The 25,031-nt window shown below is 72.4% G+C and carries 21 protein-coding genes; 5 read left to right on the top strand and 16 right to left on the bottom strand.

What is annotated here, in order from left to right; genetic code table 11:
* Positions 1-35: 35 nt before the first annotated feature.
* The 4 genes from ACZ56V_RS12505 to ACZ56V_RS12490 all read right to left on the bottom strand — a co-directional run bounded on the left by ACZ56V_RS12505 (position 36) and on the right by ACZ56V_RS12490 (position 9,109).
* Positions 36-3,077, bottom strand: a complete 3,042-nt coding sequence (locus tag ACZ56V_RS12505) for an NACHT domain-containing protein (RefSeq protein ID WP_468941725.1) — start codon at positions 3,075-3,077, stop codon at positions 36-38.
* A 57-nt stretch (positions 3,078-3,134) separates the two neighbouring features.
* Positions 3,135-3,794, bottom strand: a complete 660-nt coding sequence (locus ACZ56V_RS12500; RefSeq protein ID WP_467384695.1) for an HAD family acid phosphatase — start codon at positions 3,792-3,794, stop codon at positions 3,135-3,137.
* A gap of 131 nt (positions 3,795-3,925) precedes the next feature.
* Positions 3,926-6,511 carry an NACHT domain-containing protein gene (locus ACZ56V_RS12495; protein ID WP_468941722.1) on the bottom strand — a complete coding sequence of 862 codons (2,586 nt, stop codon included), beginning with the start codon at positions 6,509-6,511 and terminating at the stop codon, positions 3,926-3,928.
* Between the two features lie 9 nt (positions 6,512-6,520).
* The gene (locus ACZ56V_RS12490) at positions 6,521-9,109 is read right to left on the bottom strand and encodes an NACHT domain-containing protein (protein ID WP_468941719.1); all 2,589 of its coding nucleotides are present in this window, start codon (positions 9,107-9,109) and stop codon (positions 6,521-6,523) included.
* Between the two features lie 398 nt (positions 9,110-9,507).
* Between ACZ56V_RS12490 and ACZ56V_RS12485 the strand changes: the two genes are divergently transcribed.
* Complete coding sequence (locus tag ACZ56V_RS12485) at positions 9,508-10,185, top strand: M23 family metallopeptidase (RefSeq protein ID WP_468941716.1); 678 nt, start codon at positions 9,508-9,510, stop codon at positions 10,183-10,185.
* A 65-nt stretch (positions 10,186-10,250) separates the two neighbouring features.
* Here ACZ56V_RS12485 and ACZ56V_RS12480 read toward each other — a convergent pair whose 3' ends face one another.
* Positions 10,251-10,850 carry a TetR/AcrR family transcriptional regulator gene (locus ACZ56V_RS12480; protein WP_356370523.1) on the bottom strand — a complete coding sequence of 200 codons (600 nt, stop codon included), beginning with the start codon at positions 10,848-10,850 and terminating at the stop codon, positions 10,251-10,253.
* 147 nt (positions 10,851-10,997) lie between these two features.
* Here ACZ56V_RS12480 and ACZ56V_RS12475 point away from each other — a divergent pair, with 147 nt between their 5' ends.
* Positions 10,998-12,602 (top strand): MDR family MFS transporter, encoded by a 1,605-nt coding sequence (locus tag ACZ56V_RS12475; RefSeq protein WP_398918301.1) that lies wholly within the window; start codon positions 10,998-11,000, stop codon positions 12,600-12,602.
* 93 nt (positions 12,603-12,695) lie between these two features.
* Here the strand turns inward: ACZ56V_RS12475 and ACZ56V_RS12470 are convergent, their stop codons facing one another.
* The 4 genes from ACZ56V_RS12470 to ACZ56V_RS12455 all read right to left on the bottom strand — a co-directional run bounded on the left by ACZ56V_RS12470 (position 12,696) and on the right by ACZ56V_RS12455 (position 15,055).
* Positions 12,696-13,496 carry an SAM-dependent methyltransferase gene (locus tag ACZ56V_RS12470; RefSeq protein ID WP_467384729.1) on the bottom strand — a complete coding sequence of 267 codons (801 nt, stop codon included), beginning with the start codon at positions 13,494-13,496 and terminating at the stop codon, positions 12,696-12,698.
* A gap of 94 nt (positions 13,497-13,590) precedes the next feature.
* On the bottom strand, positions 13,591-13,959 hold the full coding sequence (locus ACZ56V_RS12465; RefSeq protein WP_398918302.1) for a hypothetical protein: 369 nt from the start codon (positions 13,957-13,959) through the stop codon (positions 13,591-13,593).
* 6 nt (positions 13,960-13,965) lie between these two features.
* Positions 13,966-14,409 carry a GNAT family N-acetyltransferase gene (locus ACZ56V_RS12460; RefSeq protein ID WP_398918304.1) on the bottom strand — a complete coding sequence of 148 codons (444 nt, stop codon included), beginning with the start codon at positions 14,407-14,409 and terminating at the stop codon, positions 13,966-13,968.
* A 19-nt stretch (positions 14,410-14,428) separates the two neighbouring features.
* Positions 14,429-15,055, bottom strand: coding sequence for a LysE family translocator (locus ACZ56V_RS12455; protein WP_398918350.1), 627 nt, complete (start codon positions 15,053-15,055; stop codon positions 14,429-14,431).
* A gap of 116 nt (positions 15,056-15,171) precedes the next feature.
* Here ACZ56V_RS12455 and ACZ56V_RS12450 point away from each other — a divergent pair, with 116 nt between their 5' ends.
* Positions 15,172-15,624 (top strand): Lrp/AsnC family transcriptional regulator, encoded by a 453-nt coding sequence (locus ACZ56V_RS12450; protein WP_104632011.1) that lies wholly within the window; start codon positions 15,172-15,174, stop codon positions 15,622-15,624.
* Positions 15,625-15,733: 109 nt separating this feature from the next.
* Positions 15,734-16,567 (top strand): aminoglycoside phosphotransferase family protein, encoded by an 834-nt coding sequence (locus ACZ56V_RS12445; protein WP_468942642.1) that lies wholly within the window; start codon positions 15,734-15,736, stop codon positions 16,565-16,567.
* Between the two features lie 14 nt (positions 16,568-16,581).
* Here ACZ56V_RS12445 and cseC read toward each other — a convergent pair whose 3' ends face one another.
* The 5 genes from cseC to ACZ56V_RS12420 all read right to left on the bottom strand — a co-directional run bounded on the left by cseC (position 16,582) and on the right by ACZ56V_RS12420 (position 21,334).
* A complete protein-coding gene (cseC, locus tag ACZ56V_RS12440; protein WP_468941709.1) occupies positions 16,582-18,084 on the bottom strand; it encodes a two-component system sensor histidine kinase CseC in 1,503 nt (500 codons plus the stop codon).
* Between the two features lie 16 nt (positions 18,085-18,100).
* Positions 18,101-18,805 carry a two-component system response regulator CseB gene (gene cseB, locus ACZ56V_RS12435; protein ID WP_398918308.1) on the bottom strand — a complete coding sequence of 235 codons (705 nt, stop codon included), beginning with the start codon at positions 18,803-18,805 and terminating at the stop codon, positions 18,101-18,103.
* 129 nt (positions 18,806-18,934) lie between these two features.
* Complete coding sequence (locus tag ACZ56V_RS12430; protein WP_398918310.1) at positions 18,935-19,612, bottom strand: hypothetical protein; 678 nt, start codon at positions 19,610-19,612, stop codon at positions 18,935-18,937.
* Positions 19,600-20,133, bottom strand: coding sequence for a SigE family RNA polymerase sigma factor (locus tag ACZ56V_RS12425; protein ID WP_030404782.1), 534 nt, complete (start codon positions 20,131-20,133; stop codon positions 19,600-19,602). The genes ACZ56V_RS12430 and ACZ56V_RS12425 overlap by 13 nt, the downstream gene beginning before the upstream one ends.
* Positions 20,134-20,407: 274 nt before the next feature.
* Positions 20,408-21,334 (bottom strand): HhH-GPD family protein, encoded by a 927-nt coding sequence (locus tag ACZ56V_RS12420; protein WP_356370502.1) that lies wholly within the window; start codon positions 21,332-21,334, stop codon positions 20,408-20,410.
* Between the two features lie 152 nt (positions 21,335-21,486).
* On the opposite strand from ACZ56V_RS12420, the gene ACZ56V_RS12415 reads away from it, so the two are divergent.
* Complete coding sequence (locus ACZ56V_RS12415; RefSeq protein ID WP_468941704.1) at positions 21,487-22,317, top strand: hypothetical protein; 831 nt, start codon at positions 21,487-21,489, stop codon at positions 22,315-22,317.
* A 73-nt stretch (positions 22,318-22,390) separates the two neighbouring features.
* Here ACZ56V_RS12415 and disA read toward each other — a convergent pair whose 3' ends face one another.
* A complete protein-coding gene (gene disA / locus ACZ56V_RS12410; RefSeq protein WP_030184212.1) occupies positions 22,391-23,515 on the bottom strand; it encodes a DNA integrity scanning diadenylate cyclase DisA in 1,125 nt (374 codons plus the stop codon).
* An 81-nt stretch (positions 23,516-23,596) separates the two neighbouring features.
* Complete coding sequence (radA, locus tag ACZ56V_RS12405; protein WP_468941700.1) at positions 23,597-25,006, bottom strand: DNA repair protein RadA; 1,410 nt, start codon at positions 25,004-25,006, stop codon at positions 23,597-23,599.
* Positions 25,007-25,031: the final 25 nt, after the last annotated feature.

Genomic DNA, 25,031 nt, shown 5'->3' with positions numbered 1-25,031 from the left:
ACTTCGGTCCCGGGCAGCCCCTTTGCCGTGCGGCGTCAGCGTTCGTCCACTGTCACTTCGGCGTTGGGGAAGAGGGCGGCGAAGGGGGCGGTGTCGAAGAGGGCACCGGGGGCGGGCTGGATCAGTACGGAGCGCAGCCCGGGGAGGCGGGCCGGGAGGACGGAGACGTCTTCGTGCCCCTGCAGGGCTGTGAGACACAGGTGTGTGATGCGGGGCATGACCGGTAGGGGGCCCAGACGGTCCGCGAAGAGCATGGCGTTCAAGTACAGGCCCGTCAACAGGGGCAGCGCGCCTGCTTCGGCCCAGTCCGCCGAGGTGAGCGGCGTGGTGAGCGCCAGGCTGAGGTCCTTGAGTGTGCTCCAGTGGGAGAGCCCGCGAAGTCCTGTGGTTTCTGTGGTGTCAGGCCCCAGCGCCAGGAAGTTCAGGGGTGCCGAAACCGGGAGGGAGTCAGTGAGCCGGGTACCGGGAAGCGGCTGCGCCAGGGTCAGTCTCTGGAGCGACCCCAGCTCCCGGAGACCGACCGGGTCCGCGACACCGAAGATCACGAGATTCGTCAGCGAAAGTGCCGTAAGCGCCTCGAAGCCCCGGGCCGATGCGCAATGCGCCAGATCCAGGCGTCGGAGCGAGGGAAACGCTGACAGCTGTCGGACGTCGAGCAGCTCGGGATTGTCCGCGAGGTGCAGCGACTCGACGGCCTCCGGATCCGGTACGGAGGCGATGATGTCGGCCGGACTGTGAGCCCCCCGGAACTCCAGGCGGTTCCATGGCCGCATTCCGGTGATCGACGCCCGTTGCGCAGCCGTCGTGCAGGTGAGAACCAGGTCGGCACGACCAAGATGGTCCAGTACTGCCGTCGCGTACTCCCGCGCGTCGAACCGGTCCCACGTCCCCACGAGCTGGCGCCGCACCTGGAGAGCCGCGTGCCCCCGGAACCGGCGCAGCACCGCGAGCGCCCCGCCCGGTTCCTGCTCCGCCAGCAGCGAGGCCGTCACCGCCACTCCGTGCGCCTGCGCGTCCGTCAGTCCCTCCGGGCCCGGCAGCAGCTCCAGGACCAACGGCCCCGCCTCGGCCAACGCCTTCGCGTCCTCCTTCGATCCCGGCGGGATCAGCGCCCCCGCGCGTGCCTCCACCTCCGCCCGCACCGCCGGGTCCAGGGCGGTCGCGTGTTCCAGGCAGGCCAGGGCGAGAAGGGTCAGCCGAGGGGTGTCCTCCGCCAGCAGGCGGCGCAGCAGCACCGCCCGCTCGCCGGGACGGGCGTGGGCCACCGCCATGCGGATGACGTCCTCCCACTGGGTGTCGCCCGCGCGGCCCGCGAGGACGTCGAGGTGGCCCTCCTCGACCGCGTACCGGGCACCCAGGTAGTCCTGGAAGGTGCGGTGGACGAAGTCCAGGGTGCCCTCGCCGGGCCGCCGCAGCAGCCCGCTGCGCAGGACCAGCGCGCGCAGGACCGTCGCCGCGTCGCCCTGCCCCGCCGCCGAGGCCACCGACGGCAGCGCGCGCTCCACGATGCCCTCGGCCGTCTCAACCGCCATCTCCGTGCGCCCGCTCAGCACCAGCGCGTACGCCAGCCGCTGGAGCAGCTCCAGTTGGGCCTCCTCGCTCAGCTCCACCGCCTCCATGCCCCGCTCCCGGTCCCGGCGGGCCAGCAGCATCGTGAGGGCGGCGTCGTACAACTCCTTGCGGCCGGTGGGGAGGTAGCCGCGGCGCTCCCGGTGCAGGGCGCAGATCAGGCCGCACATCAGGGGGTTGGTGGCGAGCCGGGTCAGGTCGCGCTTGGTGCGCAGGGAGTCCAGCAGCCCCGTCTCGAACTCGGGTGCCTCCGCTGCCGCGTGCCAGCGCCGCACGAAGGTCGCGACCTCAGGCTCCCGCATCGGAGTGAGGGACAGTTCCCGGAAGCCCTCGGCGGTCAGCCAGTCGGCGCGTACGGCGGTGGGGCGGGAGGTGAGCAGCCAGCGGTTGCCGGGGAAGGCGCGGACCAGGGCGAGGAGCCAGTCGCGGGTACGGTGCCGCTCGGCGGCCGGGATCTCGTCCAGGCCGTCGACGAGGACCAGGCCCCGGCCGGCGCCCAGCACCCGTTCCGCCCAGCCCTCCGGAGGAGTGAGCGGGCAGCCCACGGCGGTGAGGAAGGCCGCGGGGGAGGGCAGCGCGCCGGCCCGGATCAGGGTGCGCAGCGGCAGTACGTACGGGATCCGGTCCCCGTCCCGTGCCGCGGTCACCGCGAGCCACTGCACCAGCGTGGTCTTGCCGGAGCCCGCGTCACCGCGCAGCAGTACCCGGTCGCGGGTGCGCAGGGCGTCCTCGGCGGCGAGGCGGACGGTGCGCTCGGGGTCGGCGTACTCACCCGGGAGCACCGCGTTCCGTTCCTCATCCGCGGTCGCCTCCAGGCTCAGATACGCGACCTCCAGCGGCCACCGGTCCGGCGAGTCGCGCAGATCGATGCCGTAGATGGTGATGCGGTTGTGCTGCTCGGCGACGTATGGCAGGTAGCGGCGTTCGAACGCCGTGTCGCGGGCGTCCGGGCGGGGGACGCGGGCGATCAGCTCGTCGACCTTCGCGATCAGCTCGGCCTGGCCCCGGGCCTGGGCGACCAGCGTCCGCGCCACGAAGGTGGAGCGCCGGGTGAAGAACTCCAGGATGTGCAGGCAGGCCCACTCGGTCGCCGAGTCGAGGAAGTAGCGGGCGTCGGTGGAGAGTCCGTTGCCGGAACCGGGCGCCTGCCGACGCAGCCCGGCGGCCAGCTCACCGTGCCCGAGGCGCACCGCCTGCACGTCGTCCATGTCCAGGTCGCCCAGGGCGAGGAGCCGCGCCGCCAGGGCGTCGGCGACGGCGCCGGTCTCGTCGGGCGGGAAGGGCGGCTCACCCGGGGAGTCCAGGGCCGCCGCCACCAGCTTCCCGGCGAGCCCCCGCACCTCCCTCTCGCCCAGCGTGCGCTGCTCGCCCCGGAAGGACACCAGGCGGGTCAGCCGGACCGGTCGGTCGACCAGTCCGGCGCCGGGGCCGTCCGTCACGAACAGCTTCTTCACCAGCGGGGCGACCAGGCTGGACGCCAACTTCCCGCCGAGTACCGCCGGTTCCATGCGCCACCCCCGTGATCGATCGACCACGGGAGCCTATCCGGCGTCAGCACACCCGTGTCAGGACAGCTGACCGTCGTAGTCCGGGAGCTTGAAGGTCTTCTCGGCGTGGCCGCCCGAAAGGTCGGTGGCGCTGTTGCCGATGTTCGCGATGATCGTGTAGCCCTGGGACTCGATCTTCGCGCGCTGCTCGGTCTTGTACTGGGCGACGTCCTTGAACAGGTCCAGGAAGCCGCGGACGTACAGCCCGGAGGACTCGTACCCGGCGTGGGCGAGGTTCCACTCGGTGGGCACCTCGATGATGCCGGGGCGGGCGGTCACGAAGAACAGGGCGACGCCGTGCTCCTGGGCGTACTCGGCGACCTCCAGGACCGGCCGGTTGGCGGGCTGCGGGTAGCTGAAGCCGAAGTCGGTCTCCAGGGAGGTGTTGTCGATGTCGAGGACGACGGCCTGCTTCTCGCCGGGGGCGGAGTCGGCGATCCGCTCCTTCAGGTACGGCAGTGCCGCGTCCATCACGGCACGGCAGTCCCGCTGCCAGGTGCCGTAGTCGACGTCGGCGGCAGCGGCCGCCGTCACCGACGCGGGCGGGGTGGACTCGGCCGGTGCGGCGACGGACGGCGTGACCGTCGCGGTGAGCGCCGCCACCGTGACGGCGGCCGTGCCCGCGGCACACCACCAGGTGCGCCGGGTCTGTCTGGTCTGTCCGGTCTGGTCGGTCATGGGGGGTGGGGTCCTCTCATGCCTGCGCGGATGCCTGACGGCACAAAGTTGTCGCGTGCATGCTGGCCCCAGCAAGTGGCCGGTCGGCAACGATTGGGTTACTGAGCAGTAGTCATCTCTCCGGCCTGCGGCTACGCCGTGATCTCCACCCCGTCCGGCACGTTCCGCACCCGCGGCAGGCGGGGATTGACCCGCAACACCCGCAGCCGGGGGAGGCCGGAGAGCCACGAGACGTCCGTGTCCGGCAGCTCCGCGTTCAGCCACAGGTGGGTCAGCTGGTCGGGGAGCAGTCCCGCCAGCAGCTCCTCGGCCCGCATCACCCCGGCCACCTGGATGCGCGGACGCCCGCCGAGTTCGCGCAGGGCCGTCAGCTCGGCGGTGTCGGAGACCGGGAAGTAGAGGTCGTCCGGGTCCAGATGGGCGATGATCTCCTGGGCGTACCGCTCGGTGTCGAAGTGCCGCCAGCCCCGGGCCAGTTCGGTGCGCACCGGCAGGGCGGCACGGGAGCGCAGCCGGACCAGGTAGTCGATGGCGGCGTCGTCCTGGACGCGGGTCGCGGTGTAGGCGAGCAGCAGGGCCTGCCGGTCGTCGGGGACCTGGCCCGGGTCGGGCAGCAGCTCCAGGACGATCGGGCCGACCCAGCCGAGTCCCCGGGCGGCCAGTTCCGTGGTCGGGCGCACCAGGTTCTTCGTGCGGTCGTGGACGAGGCGCTGGACGGCCGGGTCGAGTTCGGTGACGTGGTCCAGGCAGGCCGCGGCCATCAGCCGGCGGTGGTTGATCTGCGGGCGGCGCAGCCCGGGCGCGGGCGCCAGCAGCCGCTCCAGGAACTGGGCGCACTCCTCGGGGCGGGCGTGCGCGGCGGCCATGCGGATGACCTCCTCCCACTCGGACTGGTGGGCGTGGTCCACCAGCGTGGGGAAGCGGCCGCGGGCCACGATCTCCTTGGCGGCCAGGTAGTCCTGGAAGGTGCGGTGGACGAAGTCGACCGACTCGCCCGACCGTTCGCGCATCAGACCCGTGCGGTGCAGCAGATGCCGGAAGATCTTCGCGCCGTCCCCCTGCGCGCGGGCGGCGGGCATCGCGGGCAGCGCGGCGTCCAGGATGCCGACGGCCCGTTCGCGGGGCAGCTCGGAGGCGTCCTCCTCCAGCATGGCGTGCGCCAGCTTCTGCAACAGCCGTTCCCTGGTGCTCTGCTGGAGCCGCACGTCGTCGGCGTACAGCACGTCCCGTTCGGGGTCGCGGCGCTGGAGCAGCATCTCCAGGGCCGCGTCGTACAGCTCCTTGCGGCCGCTGGGCAGGGAACCGGCGCGGTCCCGGTTGAGGGCGCATATCAGCCCGCACATCAGGGGGTTGGTGGCGAGCTGGCGCAGTTCGCGGTAGATCCGGACGGAGTGCAGCAGCCGCTGCTCGTACTCGTCCAGCGTGCTGCGCTCCCGTTCCCGTTCCCGCGGCCCCGCGGAGCGGCTCTGCTCGTCGAGGCGGGCCGCCGAGTGCCAGTCCCGGATGAACCGTGTGACCTGGTCCCGTGACATGGGCGCCAGGGACAGCTCGACGAAGTCCTCCTCGGCCAGTCCGCCCCCCGACAGCCAGCCCTCCGCCACCGCGGAGGGCCGGGAGGTGACCAGGCAGCCGTTGCCGGAGAAGACGCGCAGCAGCCGGCGGAGCCGGTCGCGCAGCTCGCCGCGGGTCTTCTCGGGCGCCTCGTCGATGCCGTCGACCAGCAGCAGCGCCCGGCCCGCGAGCAGGGTGCGCACCACCCATCCCTCCGGTGCCCGGTCTGCGAGCGGGTGCCGGACCGCGTGCAGGAAGTCGTCCGGGGCCGGGAAGCCCTCGCGGGCGAAACTGCGTACCGGGAGCACGAAGGGGACCCGGGAGCCCTCGCGGGCGGCGGCCACGGCCAGCCACTGCACCAGGGTCGTCTTGCCCGAGCCGGCGCCGCCGCGCAGCAGGACCCGTTCGTGGTCCACCAGGGCGCGGTCCGCGAGCAGCACGGTGCGCTGCTCGTCCTCGGCGCCGCTCACGCCGCCGCTGCGTTCCTCCGCCTCCAGGCTCAGGTAGGTCTCCTCCAGCGGCCAACGGTCGGGCGCGTTGGGGAAGTCCACGCCGACGATGGTCAGCCAGCCGTGCTGCCGGGCGACCCACTGGGCGTACTCGGCCTCGAACGCCACGTCGTCCTCGGGCCGTTCGGCCTGCCGTGCCCCGGCCTCGGCGTCGCCCTGGTCGACCAGCTGGGCGATCCGGCTCGCCCGCCCCGGCAGGTGCCGCTGGAGGTACGGGGAGCGCCGCACCAGGTGGTGCAGGACGTGCAGGCACACCGAGACCAGCAGCGCGTCGTGGAACCAGGCCGCGTCCGGCGACAGTTCCCGGTCCGCGCCCTGCACGGCGCCCCGCAACCGCCGCGCGTAGTCCTGCGGCCCCAGCCGTACGGCGTCGGCGTCGGTGACGTCGACCTCGGCGACGGCGAGCAGGGTGCGGGCCAGGACGTCGACGACCGGGGCCAGTTCGGCGGTGGGCGCGGTATGCCGCTCGGCGGCGAGGTGCACCAGGTCGGCGGCGGTGCGGTGGACGTCGTCCGGTGTGGCCGTGGCCGTGGCGCCGCGCCAGGTGACGAGACCGGGGACCGGTTCGGAGAACACCGGTGGCCGGGCGGGGTCGCGGAAGAGCCGGTGGACGAGGGGGGCGGCGAGACGGGAGGGGGTGCGGACGACGGCATCCATGGATGTGGGTTACCCCTGGTGGTCGACGGACGAGGAGTGTGCCAGGTACTGGAGCCGCACGCCGGGCGGCACTTGCCGGGCCCATGTCTCGTCCGGATCCGAGAACACCGAGACGGTTTCGAGGCGGGGGAAGGCTGACAACCAGGTCAGCCCCTCGACCGGATGTGGGGCCTCCAGCAGGAGATGGGTGAGCCGCTCGCGCACGATCAGTTCTACGAGGTCCTCCACCCGGTAGGCGCCACGGACCAGGACGTTCTCCCAACCACCCAATGCGCGGAGTGTGCGGAGATCATCCACCGTGTGGACGTCCACGGTGTGTTGCCGGGGCAGGTGCGCGAGGATGTCCCGCGCGTACTGCTCGCGGTCGAATCGGTTCCAGGACGCTGCGAGGAACAACTGCACGTCGTTGCTCGGGTGGTCCCGGAACCGGGTCAGGAACTGCAGCGCCGCCTCGCTGCCAACGCTGACCGCCGTCTGCACCACCAGTGCCGCGGTGCTGTTGCCGATGCCGTCCTCCGGCCCCGGCAGCAGCCCCAGCACCAGATCGCCACCGGCCCGCGCCACCTCGCGCGCCCCCTCGAAGGTGGCCGGCGGAACCTGCGTGGCCAGCCCGTCCTCCACCCGCCGGCGCACCGTCGGCTCCACCTCGGCCGCGTACCGCAGCCCGGCCGCCGCCAGCAGCGTCCCGCGCGAGGTGCCCAGCTCCGTGAGCCGGCGCAGCATGTGCTCCGCCTCCTTGGGCCGGGCATGGGCGAGGGCGAGCAGGATCACGTCGTCCCACTCGTCCAGGTGGGCGTGGTTGACCAGCAGGTCGAAGTCCATCTCCTGCACGGCCAGCCGGGCGCCGAGATAGTCCTGGAAGGTGCGGTGCAGGAAGTCCACCCGGCCCTCGGCGGGCTCGCGCAGCAGCCCGGAGCGCAGCAGCAGCGCGCGGTAGACCTCCTCCCCGCCGGCGTCGGCCAGGTTCAGCGCGGGCAGCGCCCGGTCCACGATGCCGAGCGCCTCGTCCCGGTCCATCTCCTGCCGGCTGTTGCGGATCAGCCACCAGGCCAGTTTCTGCAGCAGCTGCACCTGCGTGGCGAAGGCGAGGCACACCCCGTCGGAGCCGTGCAGCTCCCGTTCCCGGTCCCGGCGTTCCAGGAGCATGGTCAGGGCGGCCTCGTAGAGCGACCTGCGGTCCTGGGGCAGGAAACCGCGCCGGTCGCGGTGGAGGGCGCACAGCATGCCGCACATGAGCGGGTTGGTGGCCAGCCCGTTCAGCTCCGAGGTGCCCCGCACGGCGGCCAGCAGGGACTCCCCGACGGACGGGTCCACCTCGGCCGCCCGATGCCAGCGCCGTACGAAGGTGGCGACGCCGTCGCGGCCCATCGGGGCGAGCACCAGTTCGTGGAAGCCCTCGGCGGTCAGCCAGTCCTCCGGTACGGCCGAGGGCCGCGAGGTGACCAGCCACAGGTTCCCGGGGAAGGCCCGCACCAGCTCGCGCAGCCAGCGCCGGGCGGCACCGCGGCGGTCTCCGGCGATCTCGTCGATGCCGTCGACCAGCAGCACCCCGCGCCCGGCCCGCAGGACGCGCTCCACCCACCCCGGCGGCTGCTCCCCGGCGACGGGGCAGCCGACCGCGCGCAGGAAGTCGCCGGGGAAGGGCAGCTCGGCGCCCGGCCGCACGATCCGGCGCATCGGCAGCACGAACGGCACCCGCCCGATGAGGTGGGTCAGGCCGTGGTCGTAGACCCGGCTCGCCGCCGTGACGGCCAGCCACTGCACGAGGGTCGTCTTGCCGGACCCGGCGACGCCGCGCAGGAACACCTGGTCGTGCCCGGCGAGCACCTGTTCGGCGGCCACGACCCGGTACTCCGGGTCCCGGCGCCCGTCCCGCCCCGCCCGCGGCCGGGTCGCCTCCAGGCTCAGGTACGCCGTGTCCAGCGGCCACTCGCGCGTCCCGGCGTCCAGGCCGTAGATGGTGAGCGTGCCGTACCGGGCGGCGACGTGGTCCGCGTAACGCTCCTCGAACCCGGCGTCCTCGGCCGACTGGGACGGCAGCCGCTCCAGCAGGACGTCGGCGGCCCGCACCAGCCGGGACAGCTGCTGCGTCTGGACGGTCTGCTGCCGGGCGACGTAGGTCGAGCGCTGGGTGAGGAAGTTCAGGATGTGCAGCGAGGCGGTGTGCAGCAGCCGCTCGTACAGCAGCGTGCCGCCCTCGCCGAGCCCGTAGGGGGCCAGCGGCACGCCCGCGCCCAGCTCGCGGGCGAAGCGCTCGGGGCCGAGCCCGACGGCCTCGAAGTCCTCGACGGTGATCTCGCCGAGCCGGGTGAGCGTGCGGGCCAGGGCGTCCTTGACGGCCGTCGCCTCGGCGGCGTCGACGGGCTCCTCGCCGGGTCCCGCCGCGGCCAGCGCCCGGCGGACCAGCTCCCCGGCGATCCTGTCGACGTCCTTGGGCGTGACGTTCCGCTTCTCGCCCCGGAAGGTCACCAGCGCCGATATCCGCACCGGACGGTCCACCAGTCCCGCTCCCGGCCCGTCCCGCACGAAGAGCCGGCGCACCAGTGGCGCGACCGCGCCGGACGCGACACGGGCCCCGAGTGCTGTGACGTCGACCATGCTCCGAGCCTAGGTGAACCCCCTTGCGCGGGGGGCGGGTTAGCCGGAACGGGAGTAGCCCCGGTCACATTCACCGGCCCTTCGGTCGGGGCGGCCGGTGATGTGCCGCACAGGCCGATCGGTGTGTACTACGGGGAATAGTGGCGTTCACAAGAACTACGAAAACGGACATAACGGAGTGGTCGACCGGGGGCTATTCGGGGCTCTGAGCTGGTTTTGTCCAAAATGGCCGCTCTGGTGTGGGTCATGAAGTTTCACTCTGAAGTACTAAATAGGGTCGTAGGTCACACCTTTGTGCGGTTCGGGGTCGCCGGGTTACCAAGGTTGAGCCCGCCCGGTGAGCGCCTGGTGCGTCCCGCCGGTGGGCATTCCTCTGCACCCGTCCCCATGAGGTTCGAATGTTCCCGCGTGTCACGTCCCGTTCTTCCCGTACGACCATCCGCACCCGCGCCGCGGTGCTGGCCGCCGGCCTCGGAGCCTCGGTCGCACTGGGAGCCGGGGTCGCGGCCGCCACCGGCACCACGGCGGCCCCCAGCACCAACGCCGCCGCGAGCGCCGTAGAGGCCCAGGCCGCGGCGCAGGCCAAGGCGGCGAAGGCCGAGAAGGCCGCCGAGAAGACCGCCACCGCCAAGAAGACGGCCACCAAGAAGAAGGCCGCCTCCTGGGTTGACCCGGTCAAGAAGTACGAGCTGAGCGCCAGCTTCGCCCAGAACGGCGGCATGTGGGCGCACAAGCACAGCGGCCAGGACTTCGCCGTGCCGATCGGCACCAACGTCGTCGCCGCCCACGGCGGCACCGTGGTCAAGGCCGGCGGCAACGGCGCCGGTGACGGCCCCGCCTACGGCAACGCGATCGTCATCAAGCACGGCAACGGCACGTACTCCCAGTACGCGCACCTGTCCAAGATCAACGTGAAGATCGGCCAGATCGTGAAGACCGGCCAGTCGATCGCCAAGTCCGGCAACACCGGCAACTCCAGCGGTCCGCACCTGCACTTCGAGATCCGCACCACCCCGAACTACGGCTCGGCCGTGGACCCGGTCGCCTTCCTGCGCGGCAAGGGCGTGACCGTCTGACGGACGGGGCCAGGGGTGCCGTCCGGATCAGGCCGATCCCAGGCGACGGTGCCTGAAGGCACCCCCTATGCGCCCGCGGCTCCCCGGTGGGCCTGGGTGACCAGATCGATGGCGACCTCGAGAACGGCGGCACGCTGTTCCTCGGGGTCGCCTTCGAGGTCCCGGAGCACGAACATCCCGGCGTGCAGCGTGAACAGCGCGGTGACGCAGCGGACCTGGTCGGTCAGGTCCGCATCCGGGTCCATGAGGATGTCGCGCAGGCCGAACATCCGGTTCTTGAACAGCTCGCCGATGCGCAGGTCCCGCACCGTCGCCTGGTTCTCCTGCATGAAGCGGAACAGCGGTGTCGCGCCGGCCAGCGCCTCGCTGTAGCGGCGGATGATCTCCTGCTTCGTCTCCAGGGTGTGCGGCTGCTCCCGACCCCAGTCGATCAGGTCCTCCAGCGGCCGGGAGAGGTCCTCGAAGATGCTGACGAGGATCTCTTCCTTGGTCTTGAAGTGGTAGTAGAGCGCGGCCTTGGTCACGTCCAGGCGCTCGGCGATCTCGCGCAGGGAGGTCTTCTCGTACCCCTGCTCCGCGAAGAGCTCGAGCGCCACGTCCTGGATGCGCTGGCGGGTGTCCCCGCGGCGTCGCTGCTGCTTGGTGCCGTTCATTGTGCCGCCCATCCTCCTACGCACCTCCTGCCCCGCGCACTTTCCGAAAAACTTACTTGACGCCCGGCTAGTTACGCGTCTACCTTCCCCAGTGTAGACAGCTTGCCGGGCGGCAAGTAAGTGGCAAGTGGCACAGCGGTAGCTGGGGGAGTAGGAGAAATGGCCGAGAAAACGGAGGCGGTGGCCGCCGAGGCCGGCGCCGGCAAGCAGCCGAGGAGCGTGCGGGTCGTCCTGCTCGCCCTCATGATCGCGATGATGCTCGCGATGCTCGACAACATGATCATCGGCACCGCGATGCCGACGATCGTGGGTGAACTGGGCGGCCTGGAGCACCTCTCCTGGGTCGTCACCGCCTACACCCTCGCCACCGCGGCCTCCACCCCGCTGTGGGGCAAGCTCGGCGACATGTACGGGCGCAAGGGCGTCTTCATGACGTCGATCGTGATCTTCCTGGTCGGCTCGGCGCTCAGCGGCATGGCCCAGGACATGGGCCAGCTCATCGGCTTCCGCGCCATCCAGGGCCTGGGCGCCGGCGGTCTGATGGTCGGCGTGATGGCGATCATCGGCGACCTGATACCGCCCAGGGAGCGCGGCAAGTACCAGGGCATGATGGCCGGCGTCATGGCGCTGGCGATGATCGGCGGACCGCTGGTCGGCGGCACCATCACCGACCACTGGGGCTGGCGCTGGTCCTTCTACATCAACCTGCCGCTCGGCCTGGTCGCGCTGGTCGCCATCAGCGCCGTACTGCACCTGCCGAAGAAGCGCAGCGAGGCCCGGATCGACTACCTCGGCGCGGCACTGCTCAGCATCGGCATCACCGCCATCGTGCTCGTCACCACCTGGGGCGGCACCGAGTACGCCTGGACCTCCGCGCGGATCATGGAGCTGATCGGCATCGGCGTCGCCGCGCTGGTCGGGTTCGTGTTCTGGCAGACCAAGGCCGCGGAGCCGGTCGTGCCGCTGCACATCTTCCGCAGCCGCAACTTCACGCTGATGTCCTTCATCGGCTTCATCGTCGGCTTCGTGATGTTCGGCGCCACCCTCTTCCTGCCGCTGTACCAGCAGTCGGTTCAGGGTGCGTCCGCCACCAACTCCGGACTGCTGCTCCTGCCCATGCTGGGCGCGATGCTCGTCACCTCGATGGTCGCCGGGCGGGTCACCACCAACACCGGCCGCTACAAGATCTTCCCGGTGGCGGGCGGCGCGCTGATGACGGTCGGCCTGTTCCTGCTGTCGACCATGGACACCGACACCACCCGCTTCACCTCCGGCCTGTACATGGCGGTCGTCGGTCTCGGCATGGGCTGCCTGATGCAGATCACCATGCTGGTGGCGCAGAACAGCGTGGAGATGAAGGACATGGGCGTCGCGTCCTCCTCCACCACCCTCTTCCGCACCCTCGGCTCCTCCTTCGGCGTCGCGATCATGGGCGCGCTGTTCAACCACCGCGTCCAGGACGTCATGGCCGAGCGGGCCCCCTCGGGCGGCTCCCGGGCGACGGAGCAGTCGGCGACGCTGACCGCGGACGCACTGGAGGCGCTCCCGGCGGCGGTCCGCGACGCCTACCAGCACGCGGTGTCCGCCGGTACCCACGGCGCGTTCCTGCTCGGCGCGGCGGTGGCCGTGCTCGCGCTGGTCGCGGCGGTCTTCGTGAAGGAGGTCCCACTGAAGGGCGCGGGCCCGAAGGCGGCCGACGCCCCGGCCGACGGCGACGGCGGCGGCCCGGCCACGGCGAAGGCACCGGTCGCCGAGGCGGTCTGACCTCACGGCGGCCCGCCGCCTGCCCCCTCACGAGGCCCCCGGGTGGATTCGTCCGCCCGGGGGCCTCGTCGTGGCCGTGGCCGTGGTCCGGTGTCAGCGCCTGCGCGCGGTGACCAGGGCGAAGGAGAGGTACGCGCCGCGGTCGGCGGTCAGCATGTCGATCACGGCCCGGTCGCCGTCGGCGCGAGCGCCGTTGTCCGGGCCGTCGTCCCCTCCTAGGCCGGCGCCCCGGTACGCGGCGCCCGCCCGGGCCCACAGCAGCCAGTCCCGCCAGGCGTCCGGTTGCAGGCGCGCGGAGGTGACGTCCACCAGCCCGGTGATCTCCCACTGGAAGCGCCACCACTCGGCGGTGTGCCAGGCCATCGCCTCCCAGCCGACCACGTCCCTGATGTGCGGCGGGATCGCCCCCAGCTCACGCACCTCCCGCGTCAGGGCGGGAGTCGCCACGCCCAGCTGCCCACCGGGCCGCAGGAACCGGACGAGATACGGCAGGTAGGTGTCCGCCGTCCCGAAGTACTCGAACGCGTCGACGCTCACGATCGCGTCGAAGCTCGCCTCCTCGAACGGCAGCGCGTGCGCCTCCGCCCGTACGGCCTCCACCCGGTCCCCGACCCCCGCCCCGGCGAACACGGCCGCCGCCTCCTCGGCCGCGATCCACCAGTCGGCCGCGACGACCTCGGCGCCGTACTCACGGGCCAGGAACACCGAGGTCGCGCCCTTCCCGGAGCCGAGGTCGAGAATCCGCATCCCCGGGCGCAGCTCCAGACCCCCGGCGAGATCCTCCAGCAGCCACAGCGGATGGGGTCCCATGTCGAGACCGAGCAGCCAGCCGGGGTCGTAGCGGGAGGAGCGCGGATAACGGTCGGGGCGTACGAGTTCACTCAGGGAAGTCACGATCACGGACCCAAGCGGAACGCCCCGCCGGGCACAACCGCGTTTTCCAGGTCAGCGACGGCCGTACGCGAATCCCACGGTCCTGCGCACTCCGCTACTGCTCACCCCGCGCCGCCTGCCGGGCGAGGAACTCCTGGAACGCCGCCCGCTGCTTCGGGTCCATGAAGCCCTGGCGGACATCGCGGGCCCTCTCCTCCAGCCAGTGCGCCTCTGCGGGGTCGCCTCGGGGTGGGCCAGCTCGGGCTCCGCCGCCCGGTCTCCCGCCGCGTAGGCGGTGGGCGCCCAGTGCTCCCAGAGGACCGGCGTCGCCGCGGGCATCAGCACCCCGTGCAGCAGGGGCCGGCCCTCCCTCCCACACGAACGTGACCGTGACCGGCTCGCCGACCGCCTCGGCCAACCCCAGCACCCGCTCCACCTCGTCGTCGACCGGACAACCGGCCTCTGCCTCGATGCGTATGCCCACGGCGCCTCAGCGTAGGGGCGCCCGCATCATGAACACGTCCACCGGGTCCTCGCTCTCCACGGTGAAACCGTGCCGTTCGTAGAGCCGCCGCGCCGGACTGCCCCGCAGTACGTTCAGCCGGACCACGGTGCCCTCGCGGTCGCACCGCTCCAGCAGTGCGCGCAGTACGGCCGTTCCGATGCCGCCGCCCTGCGACCGCGGGGCCAGATAGAAGTGCTCCAGCCAGTGGGCGTCCTCGGCCGGCCGCAGCGCCACGCACCCGGCGAACGCGCCACCCCTCTCGATCACCCGGGTGTGCGCGGGGACGAACCCGTCCCGCAGTCGCTGCCGCACCCGCTGCGCGTCGTACCGCCCGAGCCGCTCCAGGTCCGCCCGCAGCACCAGGGCACGCAGCTCGGCCACCGCCTCGACGTCCGCCGCCGAAGCCGGCCGCGTCCCCCAGTCCGCCATGATCGTCAGACTAGTGCGCTCACCCCCGGGCGAGCAGCCGCTCCACCAGCAGCAGGGTGCCGACCAGGATCATCGCCGCGCCCGAGAAGCGTGACACCGCCGTGGCGACGGCCGGGCGGGCGCCCAGGACCCGGCGTGCCGTGGTGCCGACGCCCGTGTAGACCACGGCGCAGTTGGCCGTGTGCACCAGGCCGAGGGCGACGATCTGCGCGGCGAAGGGCCAGTCGGCGTCCCGGGCGGCGAACTGCGGCAGGAGGGCGAGGAACAACAGCAGCGCCTTGGGATTGAGGCCGCTGATGCCGACCCCACGGGCCGCACGGCCCACCCACGAGCCGGAGCCGTCCCCCGCGTCGCCGTCCTCGGCACGGGGCGCCGCGGGGCGGGCCAGCGTCGTGGCGCCGAGCCAGATCAGATACGCCGCCCCGGCGGCCGTCAGCGCGGTCAGCACCGTGGGCGAACCGGCGACCGCGGTCGCCAGGCCCGCGGCGACCACGGCGGTCAGCAGGACGTACCCGCTCAGCATGCCGCCGACGGCGGGCAGCACCGACCGGTGACGCAGCCCCGCCGTGATCGCGTAGGCCCAGTCCGCCCCCGGGACCAGCACCAGCAGGAAGGACACCGACCAGAACGCTCCGATGCCGGCGATCTCCACGTCTCCACCTCACCCTTCTTCCGGCTCTCCATGGCAGATTAGGAGAGATCGTCCGAAAGGTGCTTTCAAGATTTCCCCGTCTTCCCCTCATCCATGGAAGAATTTCCCCCATGGACGACGTGGACCGGAAGATCCTTGCCGAGCTGCAGAAGGACGGCCGGCAGACCCTGACCGAACTCGCCGAGCGGGTCCGGCTCAGCGTCTCCCCCTGCCACCGGCGGCTGCGCGCCCTGGAACGCTCCGGGGCGATCACCGGCTACCACGCGGCACTGAACGCCCCCGCGCTCGGCCTCGGCTTCGAGGCGCTGGTCTTCGTCACCATGCGCTACGAGGACCGCCAGACTGTCGCCGCCTTCGAAACGGCCGTCGCCGAGATCCCGCACGTCCTCCAGGCCCAGCGGCTGTTCGGCGACCCCGACTACCTCCTGCGCGTCGTCACCCGCGACCTGGAGGCGTACCGGCGGCTCTACGACGAGCGCCTCGCCTCCCTCCCCGGCGTCCAGCGCCTCAGCTCCACCCTCGTCATGGCCAACCTGGTCGAGGCCCGCCCCCTGCCCCTGTGACATCCGGCGTCCGGCCGCTGTCAGCGCCCGTGCCGCCGACCCCGAAAACCACTCGACCGGGACGGCCCGCGCCAGGAGCATGAGCACCGAACCCACGGAAGGAGACGGTGTGGAGCCGACGGAACTGCGCCGCGCGGTCGAGACCGCCCGGACGACGGCTTCGGAGCTGGGCCTCCAGGTCGACGACGTGCGCGTCGTCCACAACTCGGACCGCGTCGCACTGCGCCTGCTCCCGTGCGACGTCCTGGCCCGGGTCACGCCTTCGGGGCACCTGGCCGAGGCCGTGTTCGAGGTGGAGGTCGCCCGCCGGCTCGCCGACGCCGACGCTCCGGTGGCCGGGCTGGACCCGAGGGTCGACCCGGAGGTCCGGGTGCGGGACGCCTTCGCCGTCTCGCTGTGGACCTACTACGAACCGGTGGGGGCGGAGATCGCGCCGGCCGACTACGCGGACGCGTTCCTGCGGCACCATGCCGCCCTGCGCCGGATCGACGTGGACGCACCGCACTTCACCGATCGGGTGGCCGTCGCGCTGGCAGGCGTGGACGACCGGGAGCGGTCACCCGAGCTGTCCGACTCCGACCGGGCGTTCCTCCACGACACACTCGGTCGCCTGAGTGCCGAGACAGGCGCCGACAGAACACGCGACCAGCTGCTGCACGGCGAGCCGCACCCGGGAAACCTCCTGAACACGCGCAGGGGCCCGCTCTTCATCGACCTCGCCACGTGCTGCCGCGGGCCGGTCGAGTTCGACCTCGCCCACGGCCCCGAAGAAGTGGCCGAGCACTACGCGGGTGCCGATCCCGCACTGGTCCACCGGTGCCGCGCGCTGAACTGGGCGTTGTTCTCCGCCTGGCGCTGGCGCCGGGACGACCAGATGCCCGACCGGGACCACTGGCGGGCACAGGGGCTCGACCGGGTCCGTGCCGCACTCGACCGGATCTGACCGCCGAGCCGGGGTCACCGCTCCCGGGGCGCCCCCTGGGCGGCTTCCCGGGACGTTTTTCCGGAAGGCGACGTGCCGCCGCTCGACCGGTCCGGCAGCATCGGGTAGCTCCCCGTGTTGGTCGGAGCGTGCTCCGGCAGCCACAGGACGGCGACCGCACCCTCGGCCGGTACGTGCGCGGGGGCGCCGGCCGGGCGTACGTTGCGGAAGGTGAGCCGCGCGCCCAGGACCCGGGCCTGGCCCGCCGCGATGGTCAGTCCCAGGCCGTGCCCGCGCCCGGCCCGGTCCGTGCTGCCGGTGCGGAACCGGCTCGGTCCCTCGGCCAGCAGGTCCTCGGGGAAACCCGGCCCGTGGTCGCGGACCCGGATCACCCGGCCCTCCACGCTGACCTGGACGGGCGAGCGGCCGTGCCGGGCGGCGTTGGCGAGCAGGTTGAACAGCACGCGCTCCAGGCGGCGCGGGTCGGTGGTGACCGCCGACTCGTGGATCACCCGCACCTCGACGGCCGGATCCTTGGCCGCCACCCGCCGGGTCACGAAGTCGCCCAGCATGATGTCCTGCAACTCGGCCCGCTCCGATGCCCCGTCGAGCCGCGCCACCTCCAGGACGTCCTCGACCAGGGTGCGCATCGCCTTCGCCCGGTCGAGGACCAGCTCGGTCGGGCGGCCCGGCGGCAGCAGCTCGGCGGCCGTGAGCAGACCGGTCACCGGGGTGCGCAGCTCGTGCGCGATGTCCGCGGTGACCCGGCGCTCGGCCTCGATGCGCTGCTGCAAGGCGTCCGCCATCGCGTCCACGGCGCGCGCCACGTCGTCCGTCTCGTCCCGCACGACGCCGCCGATGGCCTCCCGCACCCGGACGTCGGCCTCGCCGTTGGCCACCTGGTTCGCGGCGGCGGCGGCCTTGCGCAGCCGGCGCGAGAGCTGGCCGCCGATGAGCACGCCCAGCGCGCTGCCGCCGAGGACGACCGCGATGGAACCGATGACCAGGGCCTGGTCCAGGTCGCTGAGGATGTCCGCGCTGCGGTCGGTGAAACCGGAGTGCAGCGACATCACGTGCCCGTCCTTGAGCGGTACGGCCGCCCAGATGTCCGTCACACCGTTCGCCCGCTCGGAGACGTACGTGGCCCGCCGCCCCGCCTCGACCTTGCGGCGCAGCTCCGGCGGCAGGTCGGGGTCGTCGATCTGGGCGTTGGGGAAGTTCTGCCGCCCGGACAGCTCGTAGTTGCGCTGGGCGATCAGGACCCGGTCGTCGGCGAGATCACGGGCGTTGTCCAGCATCGACACCCGGGCGGCGTTGTGCACCACCAGGCTCAGCGCGACCGCCACCAGTGCGCCGACCAGCGCGATGGCCGCGCTCAGCTTCCAGCGCAGCCCGGTGCGGATGCCCCGGGCTCGCAGACCGCGCGCGCCGAGGATGCGCGTACGCACGCCCGGCCCCGCGTGCTCGCCGGGCCCCGTGTGGTCGTACGGGTGCCCCGGCGGCGAGACGGTCCGGCGTTGTCGGAAGAACCCCCGCATATCCCTGTGTCCCCGCTCAGGCTTTCAACTTGTAGCCGAAGCCGCGGACCGTCTCGATCCGGTCCTGGCCGATCTTGGTGCGCAGCCGCTGCACGTGCACGTCGACGACCCGGGTGTCCCCGCCCCAGCCGTAGTCCCACACGCGTTCCAGCAGCTTGTCGCGGGAGAGCACGGTGCCCGGCGCGGAGGAGAACTCCAGCAGCAGCCGCATCTCGGTCGGGGTGAGCCCCACCGGCCGCCCGGCCCGGAGCACCTCCATGCCGTCCGTGTCCACCTCGAGGTCGCCGAAGGTGAGCACGCCCCCGGTGTCCCCGGCACCGTGGGCCTCCGCCCGGTCGCCGCCCCCGGCGTGCCCGAAGCGCCGCAGCACCGCCCGGATCCTGGCGACCAGCACGGCCCCGTCGAACGGCTTGGTGACGTAGTCGTCGGCGCCGGCCTCCAGACCGAGCACCACGTCGATGGAGTCCGCCCGCGCCGACAGCATGATCACCGGCACCGTGGACTCGTCCCGGATCCGGCGGCACAGGCTCACGCCGTCGAGGCCGGGGAGCATGACGTCGAGCAGGGCGATGTCGGGACGGTCGGCCCGGAAGGACTCCAGGCCCGAGAGCCCGTCGGGCATCGCGGTGACCGCGAAGCCGTCCCGCTCCAGGGCGAGCTGGGTGGCCTCGCGGATGACGTCGTCGTCCTCGACGAACAGGACGTGGGTCTGGTCTGCCATCCCGGTGCTCTCAGTCCTCATGGTGTGGTCGGTCGAACGGGTCGGTCGCCGGATCGCCCGCGGCGTCCCCACCCGGTCATCGGTGCGAGCGGCCCGATCGGTTCACGTCGGCCGGTGCGACGGAGCGGTTCAGCTGTCCGGCTCCGGAGCCGGGGTGGGCGCGTTCCCCGCGGCCTTGCTGTAGTCGTTGTGGGTGCGGTACTCCTCGGTGAACCGGTCCGACGCCCAGCGGTACGTGGTCACGTTCTCGCCGGACGGACTCGACACCGGGTCGCCCTTGTCGTACACCTGCTTCGTCACCACCAGGTCGCCGCGGTCGATCTCCGCGTAGACCGGAGGCTCCTCCGCCCGGAACACATTCTGGTACGCGCCGTCCTCCTCGCGGTACACGTAACTGCCCACACCCACCGCGTCACCGCACGTCAGCACGTTGACGACGACGTCGTCGGCCGAGCCGTCCGTCAGCTTCCCGTACGACACGTCGACCGGATACTCGTCGGCGACGCACGGCTTCAGCTCGCGCTTGACCTCCGGGGACACCTTGGGGTCGGCCTTGACGAGCCGCACCGCGTCGACCCGGTCGGGGGCCTTCGAGGGGGACGCCTTCGCCGCCGGCGCGGGGGACGACGACGCCGCGCCGCCCACCGTGTCCGCGTGGGCCGGCCCCTCGTCCCGGGCACCGGTGCCGCCGGTCCCGCAGCCGGACAGGGACACGCCGAGGGCGACGAACACGGCCACCGCCGTACTCGCCGCCTGCGTGGTTCTCCCGGTCTCCCCGGGTGTCCGACCGCCGGTCAGGCCGCGCAACGCTCCTGCTCCTCACGCTCCAGCGCCCGTGCGTCCAGATCGCGGGCGACCAGCTCCTCGCGGAGCCGGGCGAGCGCCCGGTGCAGCGTGCTCTTGACCGTTCCCGCCGACATGCCGAGGGCGGCGGCGGTCTCCTCCGTTGACATCTGCTCCCAGTGTCGCAGCACCACGACGCTGCGCTGCTTCGGGGCGAGCACCTTCAGGACGTCCATCAGCAGGGCGCGGTCCGCGTGCTGCTCGGTGGCGTCGTCCATGGGGGACTCGGGGAGCTGCTCGGTCGGCACCTCCTCCAGCTTCCGCGCCCGCCACCACTCGGTCCGGGTGTTGATCATCACCCGGCGCAGGTAGGCGTCCGCGAGCCGCTTGTCCTCGATGGTCTCCCAGCGCCCGTACGTCCGCGCCAGCGCGGTCTGCAGCAGGTCCTGGGCGTCGACGGGGTCGGGGACCAGGCGCCTGGCGCTGCGCAGCAGCGCGTCCTGCCGGGTGCGGACGTACTCCTCGAACTCGAGCACCTCGCCCATGTCAACCGCCTTCCGATCCCCGTACTCCGACGGTGGTCACCGCCGGCCCACTGCCTGTGGTCCGTTGTCGTGCCGCGCCCTCTGGGCACGCAAACGAAGTTAGGGAAGCGTTGTCACGGCGCTGTGCGAAGCAGCCTGCGGCAAACCCTCGGCTGTCCGTCGGTTGTGTAACGGAAGGAGGAACCGGGTAAATCGACGCACCACTTGATGGGGACATCGGATGATGTGCCCGATATGGGTGCCGTCACAAAGATGCCGCGGCGGCTGCCGTGTGTCAGCTCATCGGCAGCCGGTACAACCCGTCCGCCAGCGGCTCCACCAGACCGTCGGCCACCAGGCCGTCCAGGGCGCGGGCGCGCTGGACCGGTTCCTGCCACACCTGGTCGAGGGTCGCCTGCGACACCGGCCCGGCCGCGTCCCGCAGCACCGCGAGCAGCCGCCCGCGCACCTGCCGGTCGGTGCCCGCGTACGTCTGGCCGCGTCGCGGCGGCCCGTCGTGGGCGGGCTTGCCGGCCAGCCGCCAGGCGCACTGGGCCGCGATCGGGCAGCGGTGGCAGGACTCGTTCTTCGCCGTGCAGACCAGCGCGCCCAGCTCCATCGATGCGGCGGCCCAGCGGGCGGCGCTCGCCTCCTCGGCGGGCAGCAGCGCCCGGGCCAGCTTCCGCTCGGCGGCCGTGGTGGCGTTCGGCGGGTACTGCACGCCGGTGACCGCGCGCGCGAAGACCCGGCGGACGTTGGTGTCCAGTACGGCGTGCCGCTGGCCGTAGGCGAAGGAGGCGACCGCCGCGGCCGTGTACTCGCCGATGCCGGGCAGCGCCAGCAGTTGGGCGTGGTCGGCGGGTACGTCGCCGCCGTGCCGTTCCGTTATGGCCGCGGCGGCGCCGTGCAGACGCAGGGCGCGGCGCGGGTAGCCGAGCCGGCCCCAGGCGCGCACGGCCTCGCCGGGTGCCTCGGCGGCGAGGTCGGCGGGGCGCGGCCAGCGGGCCATCCACTGCTCGTAGACGGGCCGGACGCGGCTGACCGGGGTCTGCTGGAGCATGAACTCGCTGACCATCACGCCCCAGGCACCGGCCTCGGGGCGCCGCCACGGCAGATCGCGGGCGTGCTCGTCGAACCAGTCGATGACGGGGGCGTGCAGCGGCACACCGGACGCGGCGGGGTCGGAGGGTCCGCCTGGCGAGGGCTTCGTGGGCGCAGTCATGACCCTCCGATCCTGCCACGGGAGGACCTCCGCACGGGAACACCGCCACCGGGTGGGTCCGGACGGTCTCCGGAATGATGATCCGTAAAAGTTGCGGGCCGGAACGGCGGGTGGGACAGGGGAACGCGCCGATCTCTCGTACAGTTTGCGCCGTGGGATCACTGCGCAATCCGGTCGGGCCGCTTCCCTCCTCCATCTACTGGCGACGGAGGGCCGTACTGCTGTCTCTTTTCGCCCTGTTGGCGCTGTTGATCACGTGGATCGTGGTCTCCGGCGGCGGGGGTGGCGGCAAGGGCCGGGACGACGGGGCCGACGGCAAGAACCCGGCACCGTCGATCACTCCGGGCCCCTCGGGTTCCGGCCCGGCGATCAGCCAGGCACCGGGCGGCCGCGACGAGTCGGGGGACTCCAACGGCTCCGGTTCCGGGGCGGGTTCCGGCGGCGACGGCTCGGGCGACGGTTCCGGGTCCGGTTCCGGCGGCGCATCAGGCGGTGACGGCGACGGGTCGGGCAGCGCCGGAGGCGGCGGCGCGGTGACCGGCGTCGGCGCGGGAGACACGCTGCCGGCCGGGTCGGCCCTGCGCGACTGCACGCCGGGCGCCGTGAAGTTGAGCCTGCGCAGCGTCCGCAACAGCTACTCGCCCGGGCAGACCCCCGCCTTCGAACTGACCGCGCGGAACACCTCGGGCGGCGACTGCAAGGTCGATCTCGGCCCGAAGCACGCGGTGTTCACGATCACCCCCGCCGACGGTGACGACGCCTACTGGGCCTCCGACGACTGCGTCGAGGGCAAGGGCAGCCTGCGCTACCGGGTCGCCGCGGGCAGCGGTATCACCTACACCGTCAAGTGGGACCGCAAGCCCAGCGCCCCCGAGTGCGGTACGCCGCCGGCGGGTTCCGCCAAGGCGGGCACCTACCTGGTCGAGGCCAAGGCACCCGGCTTCGAGAAGGTCCAGACGTCCTTCGTCCTGAAGAACGACTGACGTCCTGAAGAACGACTGACAGGACGCGCGGCCGCCCCCTCCCGGGGTCCACCGCGCGTGTCAGACGCACCGCTCAGACGTAACGCTCCAGGATCGACGACTCCGCCAGCCGCGACAGCCCCTCCCGGACGCTGCGCGCCCGCGCCTCGCCGACGCCGTCCACCGTCTGGAGGTCGTCGACACTGGCGGCGAGCAGCTTCTGCAGGCCACCGAAGTGCTCCACCAGCCGGTCGATGATCGCGCCCGGCAGCCGCGGCACCTTCGCCAGCAGCCGGAAGCCGCGCGGCGACACCGCGGAGTCCAGCGTCTCGGGCGATCCGGTGTACCCCAACGCCCGTGCCACCGTGGACAGTTCCAACAGCTCGGCGTGGCTGAGCTTGTCCAGCTCGGCGAGCGCCTCGTCGACCGTGCGGGAGCGCTTCGCGGTGGGCTCGGGCACGTAGTCCCGCACGACCAGCTCGCGCTCCGGCTCCACACCGGCGATCAACTCGTCCAACTGCAGCGCCAGCAGCCGCCCGTCCGTCCCCAGCTCCACCACGTACTCGGCGATCTCGGTGGCGATCCGGCGCACCATCTCCAGCCGCTGCGCGACCGCCGAGACGTCCCGCACCGTCACCAGGTCCTCGATCTCCAACGCCGACAGCGTGCCCGCGACCTCGTCGAGGCGCAGCTTGTACCGCTCCAGGGTCGCCAGCGCCTGATTGGCCCGCGACAGAATCGCGGCCGAGTCCTCCAGCACCCTCCGCTGCCCGTCCACGTACAACGCGATCAGCCGCATGGACTGCGAAACTGACACGACGGGGAACCCGACCTGCTTGCTGACCCGGTCCGCCGTACGGTGCCGCGTACCGGTCTCCTCCGTGGGAATGGTCGGGTCCGGAAGCAGCTGCACCCCCGCCCGCAGGATCTTCGACAGGTCCGACGACAGCACGATGCCGCCGTCGAGCTTGCACAGCTCTCGCAGCCGGGTCGCGGTGAACTCGACGTCCAGCACGAAACCGCCCGTGCACATCTGCTCGACGGTCTTGTCGGAACCCAGCACGATCAGACCGCCGGTGTTGCCGCGCAGGACCCGCTCCAGGCCGTCGCGCAGGGGCGTGCCGGGCGCCACGGCGCTCAGAGAGGCGCGCATCAGGCCATCGGCACCGGCACTCCCACCGGACTTTCCGGGAGCTGCTGCCCGGTCGTTGGCTGCCACTGCACTCCTCCGGTCGCAGGTTCTTCTGGCGCTCCCGTGTCGCACACTCGGTCGTACGGACGGGCGAGACCAGGGCAAAGTCTACCGGCGGTCCTCCTCCTCCCGTGGGGCCTCTCGCCGACGCGAGCGCGGAAGCACCCGCAGGGCGTCCCCCATGTCCGCGACTTCCAGGACCTTCATGCCGTCAGGGACCCTGCCGGGATCGGCCGGTACCAGGGCGTGCGTGAAGCCCAGCCGGTGCGCCTCGGAGAGCCTGCGCTGCACCCCCGTGACCCGTCTCACCTCTCCGGCGAGACCGACTTCGCCGATCGCGACGAGGTTCTTGGGCAGCGGAGTGTCACTGGCCGCACTGGCCAACGCCAGCGCGATGGCGAGGTCGGCGGCCGGCTCGGAGAGCTTCACACCGCCCACCGTCGCACTGTAGATATCCCTTTTGCCCAGCGCGCTGATGCGCCCCCGCTGCTCCAGCACGGCCAGCATCATCGACACCCGCGAGGTCTCGAGCCCCGAGGTCGTACGCCGCGGCGACGGAATCTGCGAGTCCACGGTCAGCGCCTGCACCTCGGCGACCAGCGGGCGGCGCCCCTCCAGGGTGACGGTCAGACACGTACCGGGCACGGGCTCGGCCCGCCGCGTGAGGAACAGCCCGCTGGGATCGGCGAGCCCCGTGATCCCTTCGTCGTGCAGCTCGAAGCAGCCGACCTCGTCCGTCGTCCCGTACCGGTTCTTGACCCCCCGCACCAGCCTCAGCCGCGCGTGCCGGTCGCCCTCGAAATGCAGCACGACGTCCACGAGGTGCTCCAGCAGCCGCGGCCCCGCGATGGCCCCGTCCTTGGTGACGTGGCCCACGAGCAGCGTGGACATGCCGCGCTCCTTGGAGGCGCGGATCAGCGCACCCGCCACCTCCCGCACCTGCGCCATGCCGCCCGGGGCGCCGTCGATCTCGGGCGAGGCCACGGTCTGTACGGAGTCCAGGATCAGCAGCGACGGCTTGACGGCGTCCAGGTGCCCGAGCACCGCCGCGAGGTCCGTCTCGGCGGCGAGGTACAGATGGTCGTCGATGGCGTGGATCCGGTCGGCCCGCAGCCGCACCTGGCTGGCCGACTCCTCACCGGTGACATAAAGCGTCCGGTGCTCGTCGCTCGCCGACTTGGCCGCGACGTCCAGCAGCAGCGTGGACTTTCCGACGCCCGGCTCACCCGCGACCAGCACCACGGCCCCGGGCACCAGCCCGCCCCCGAGCACCCGGTCCAGCTCGGGCACACCGGTGGTGCGGGCGGTCGCCTGCCGCCCGTCGACCTGCCCGATCGGCACCGCGGACGTGGTCACGCGCCCCGGGGTGGTCGTACGCACGGCGGGCGCGCCGTACTCCTCGACGGTGCCCCACGCCTGGCATTCGGGGCAGCGGCCGAGCCACTTGGCCGTCTGCCAGCCGCACTCGGTGCAGCGGTAGGACGGCCGTTCCTTGGCGGACTTCGTACGGGCAGCCATGCACGAACCGTAACCGCCCCCACTG

This window comes from Streptomyces sp. NPDC034099 (assembly GCF_055575415.1).
The sequence above is the reverse complement of the archived record's forward strand: the minus strand, read 5'-3'. Positions and strand labels throughout refer to the sequence as shown.

Bases quoted from the DNA above. Each gene is read 5' to 3' on its own strand.
- radA (WP_468941700.1), bottom strand. From the start codon at position 25,006: ATGGCTGCCCGTACGAAGTCCGCCAAGGAACGGCCGTCCTACCGCTGC.
- ACZ56V_RS12460 (WP_398918304.1), bottom strand. From the start codon at position 14,409: ATGGCGGACTGGGGGACGCGGCCGGCTTCGGCGGCGGACGTCGAGGCG.
- ACZ56V_RS12425 (WP_030404782.1), bottom strand. From the start codon at position 20,133: ATGGGCGAGGTGCTCGAGTTCGAGGAGTACGTCCGCACCCGGCAGGAC.
- ACZ56V_RS12420 (WP_356370502.1), bottom strand. From the start codon at position 21,334: ATGACTGCGCCCACGAAGCCCTCGCCAGGCGGACCCTCCGACCCCGCC.
- ACZ56V_RS12490 (WP_468941719.1), bottom strand. From the start codon at position 9,109: ATGGTCGACGTCACAGCACTCGGGGCCCGTGTCGCGTCCGGCGCGGTC.
- ACZ56V_RS12480 (WP_356370523.1), bottom strand. From the start codon at position 10,850: ATGGGCGGCACAATGAACGGCACCAAGCAGCAGCGACGCCGCGGGGAC.
- ACZ56V_RS12450 (WP_104632011.1), top strand. From the start codon at position 15,172: ATGGACGACGTGGACCGGAAGATCCTTGCCGAGCTGCAGAAGGACGGC.
- ACZ56V_RS12495 (WP_468941722.1), bottom strand. From the start codon at position 6,511: ATGGATGCCGTCGTCCGCACCCCCTCCCGTCTCGCCGCCCCCCTCGTC.
- ACZ56V_RS12500 (WP_467384695.1), bottom strand. From the start codon at position 3,794: ATGACCGACCAGACCGGACAGACCAGACAGACCCGGCGCACCTGGTGG.
- ACZ56V_RS12475 (WP_398918301.1), top strand. From the start codon at position 10,998: ATGGCCGAGAAAACGGAGGCGGTGGCCGCCGAGGCCGGCGCCGGCAAG.
- ACZ56V_RS12505 (WP_468941725.1), bottom strand. From the start codon at position 3,077: ATGGAACCGGCGGTACTCGGCGGGAAGTTGGCGTCCAGCCTGGTCGCC.
- cseC (WP_468941709.1), bottom strand. From the start codon at position 18,084: ATGCGGGGGTTCTTCCGACAACGCCGGACCGTCTCGCCGCCGGGGCAC.
- ACZ56V_RS12485 (WP_468941716.1), top strand. From the start codon at position 9,508: ATGTTCCCGCGTGTCACGTCCCGTTCTTCCCGTACGACCATCCGCACC.
- cseB (WP_398918308.1), bottom strand. From the start codon at position 18,805: ATGGCAGACCAGACCCACGTCCTGTTCGTCGAGGACGACGACGTCATC.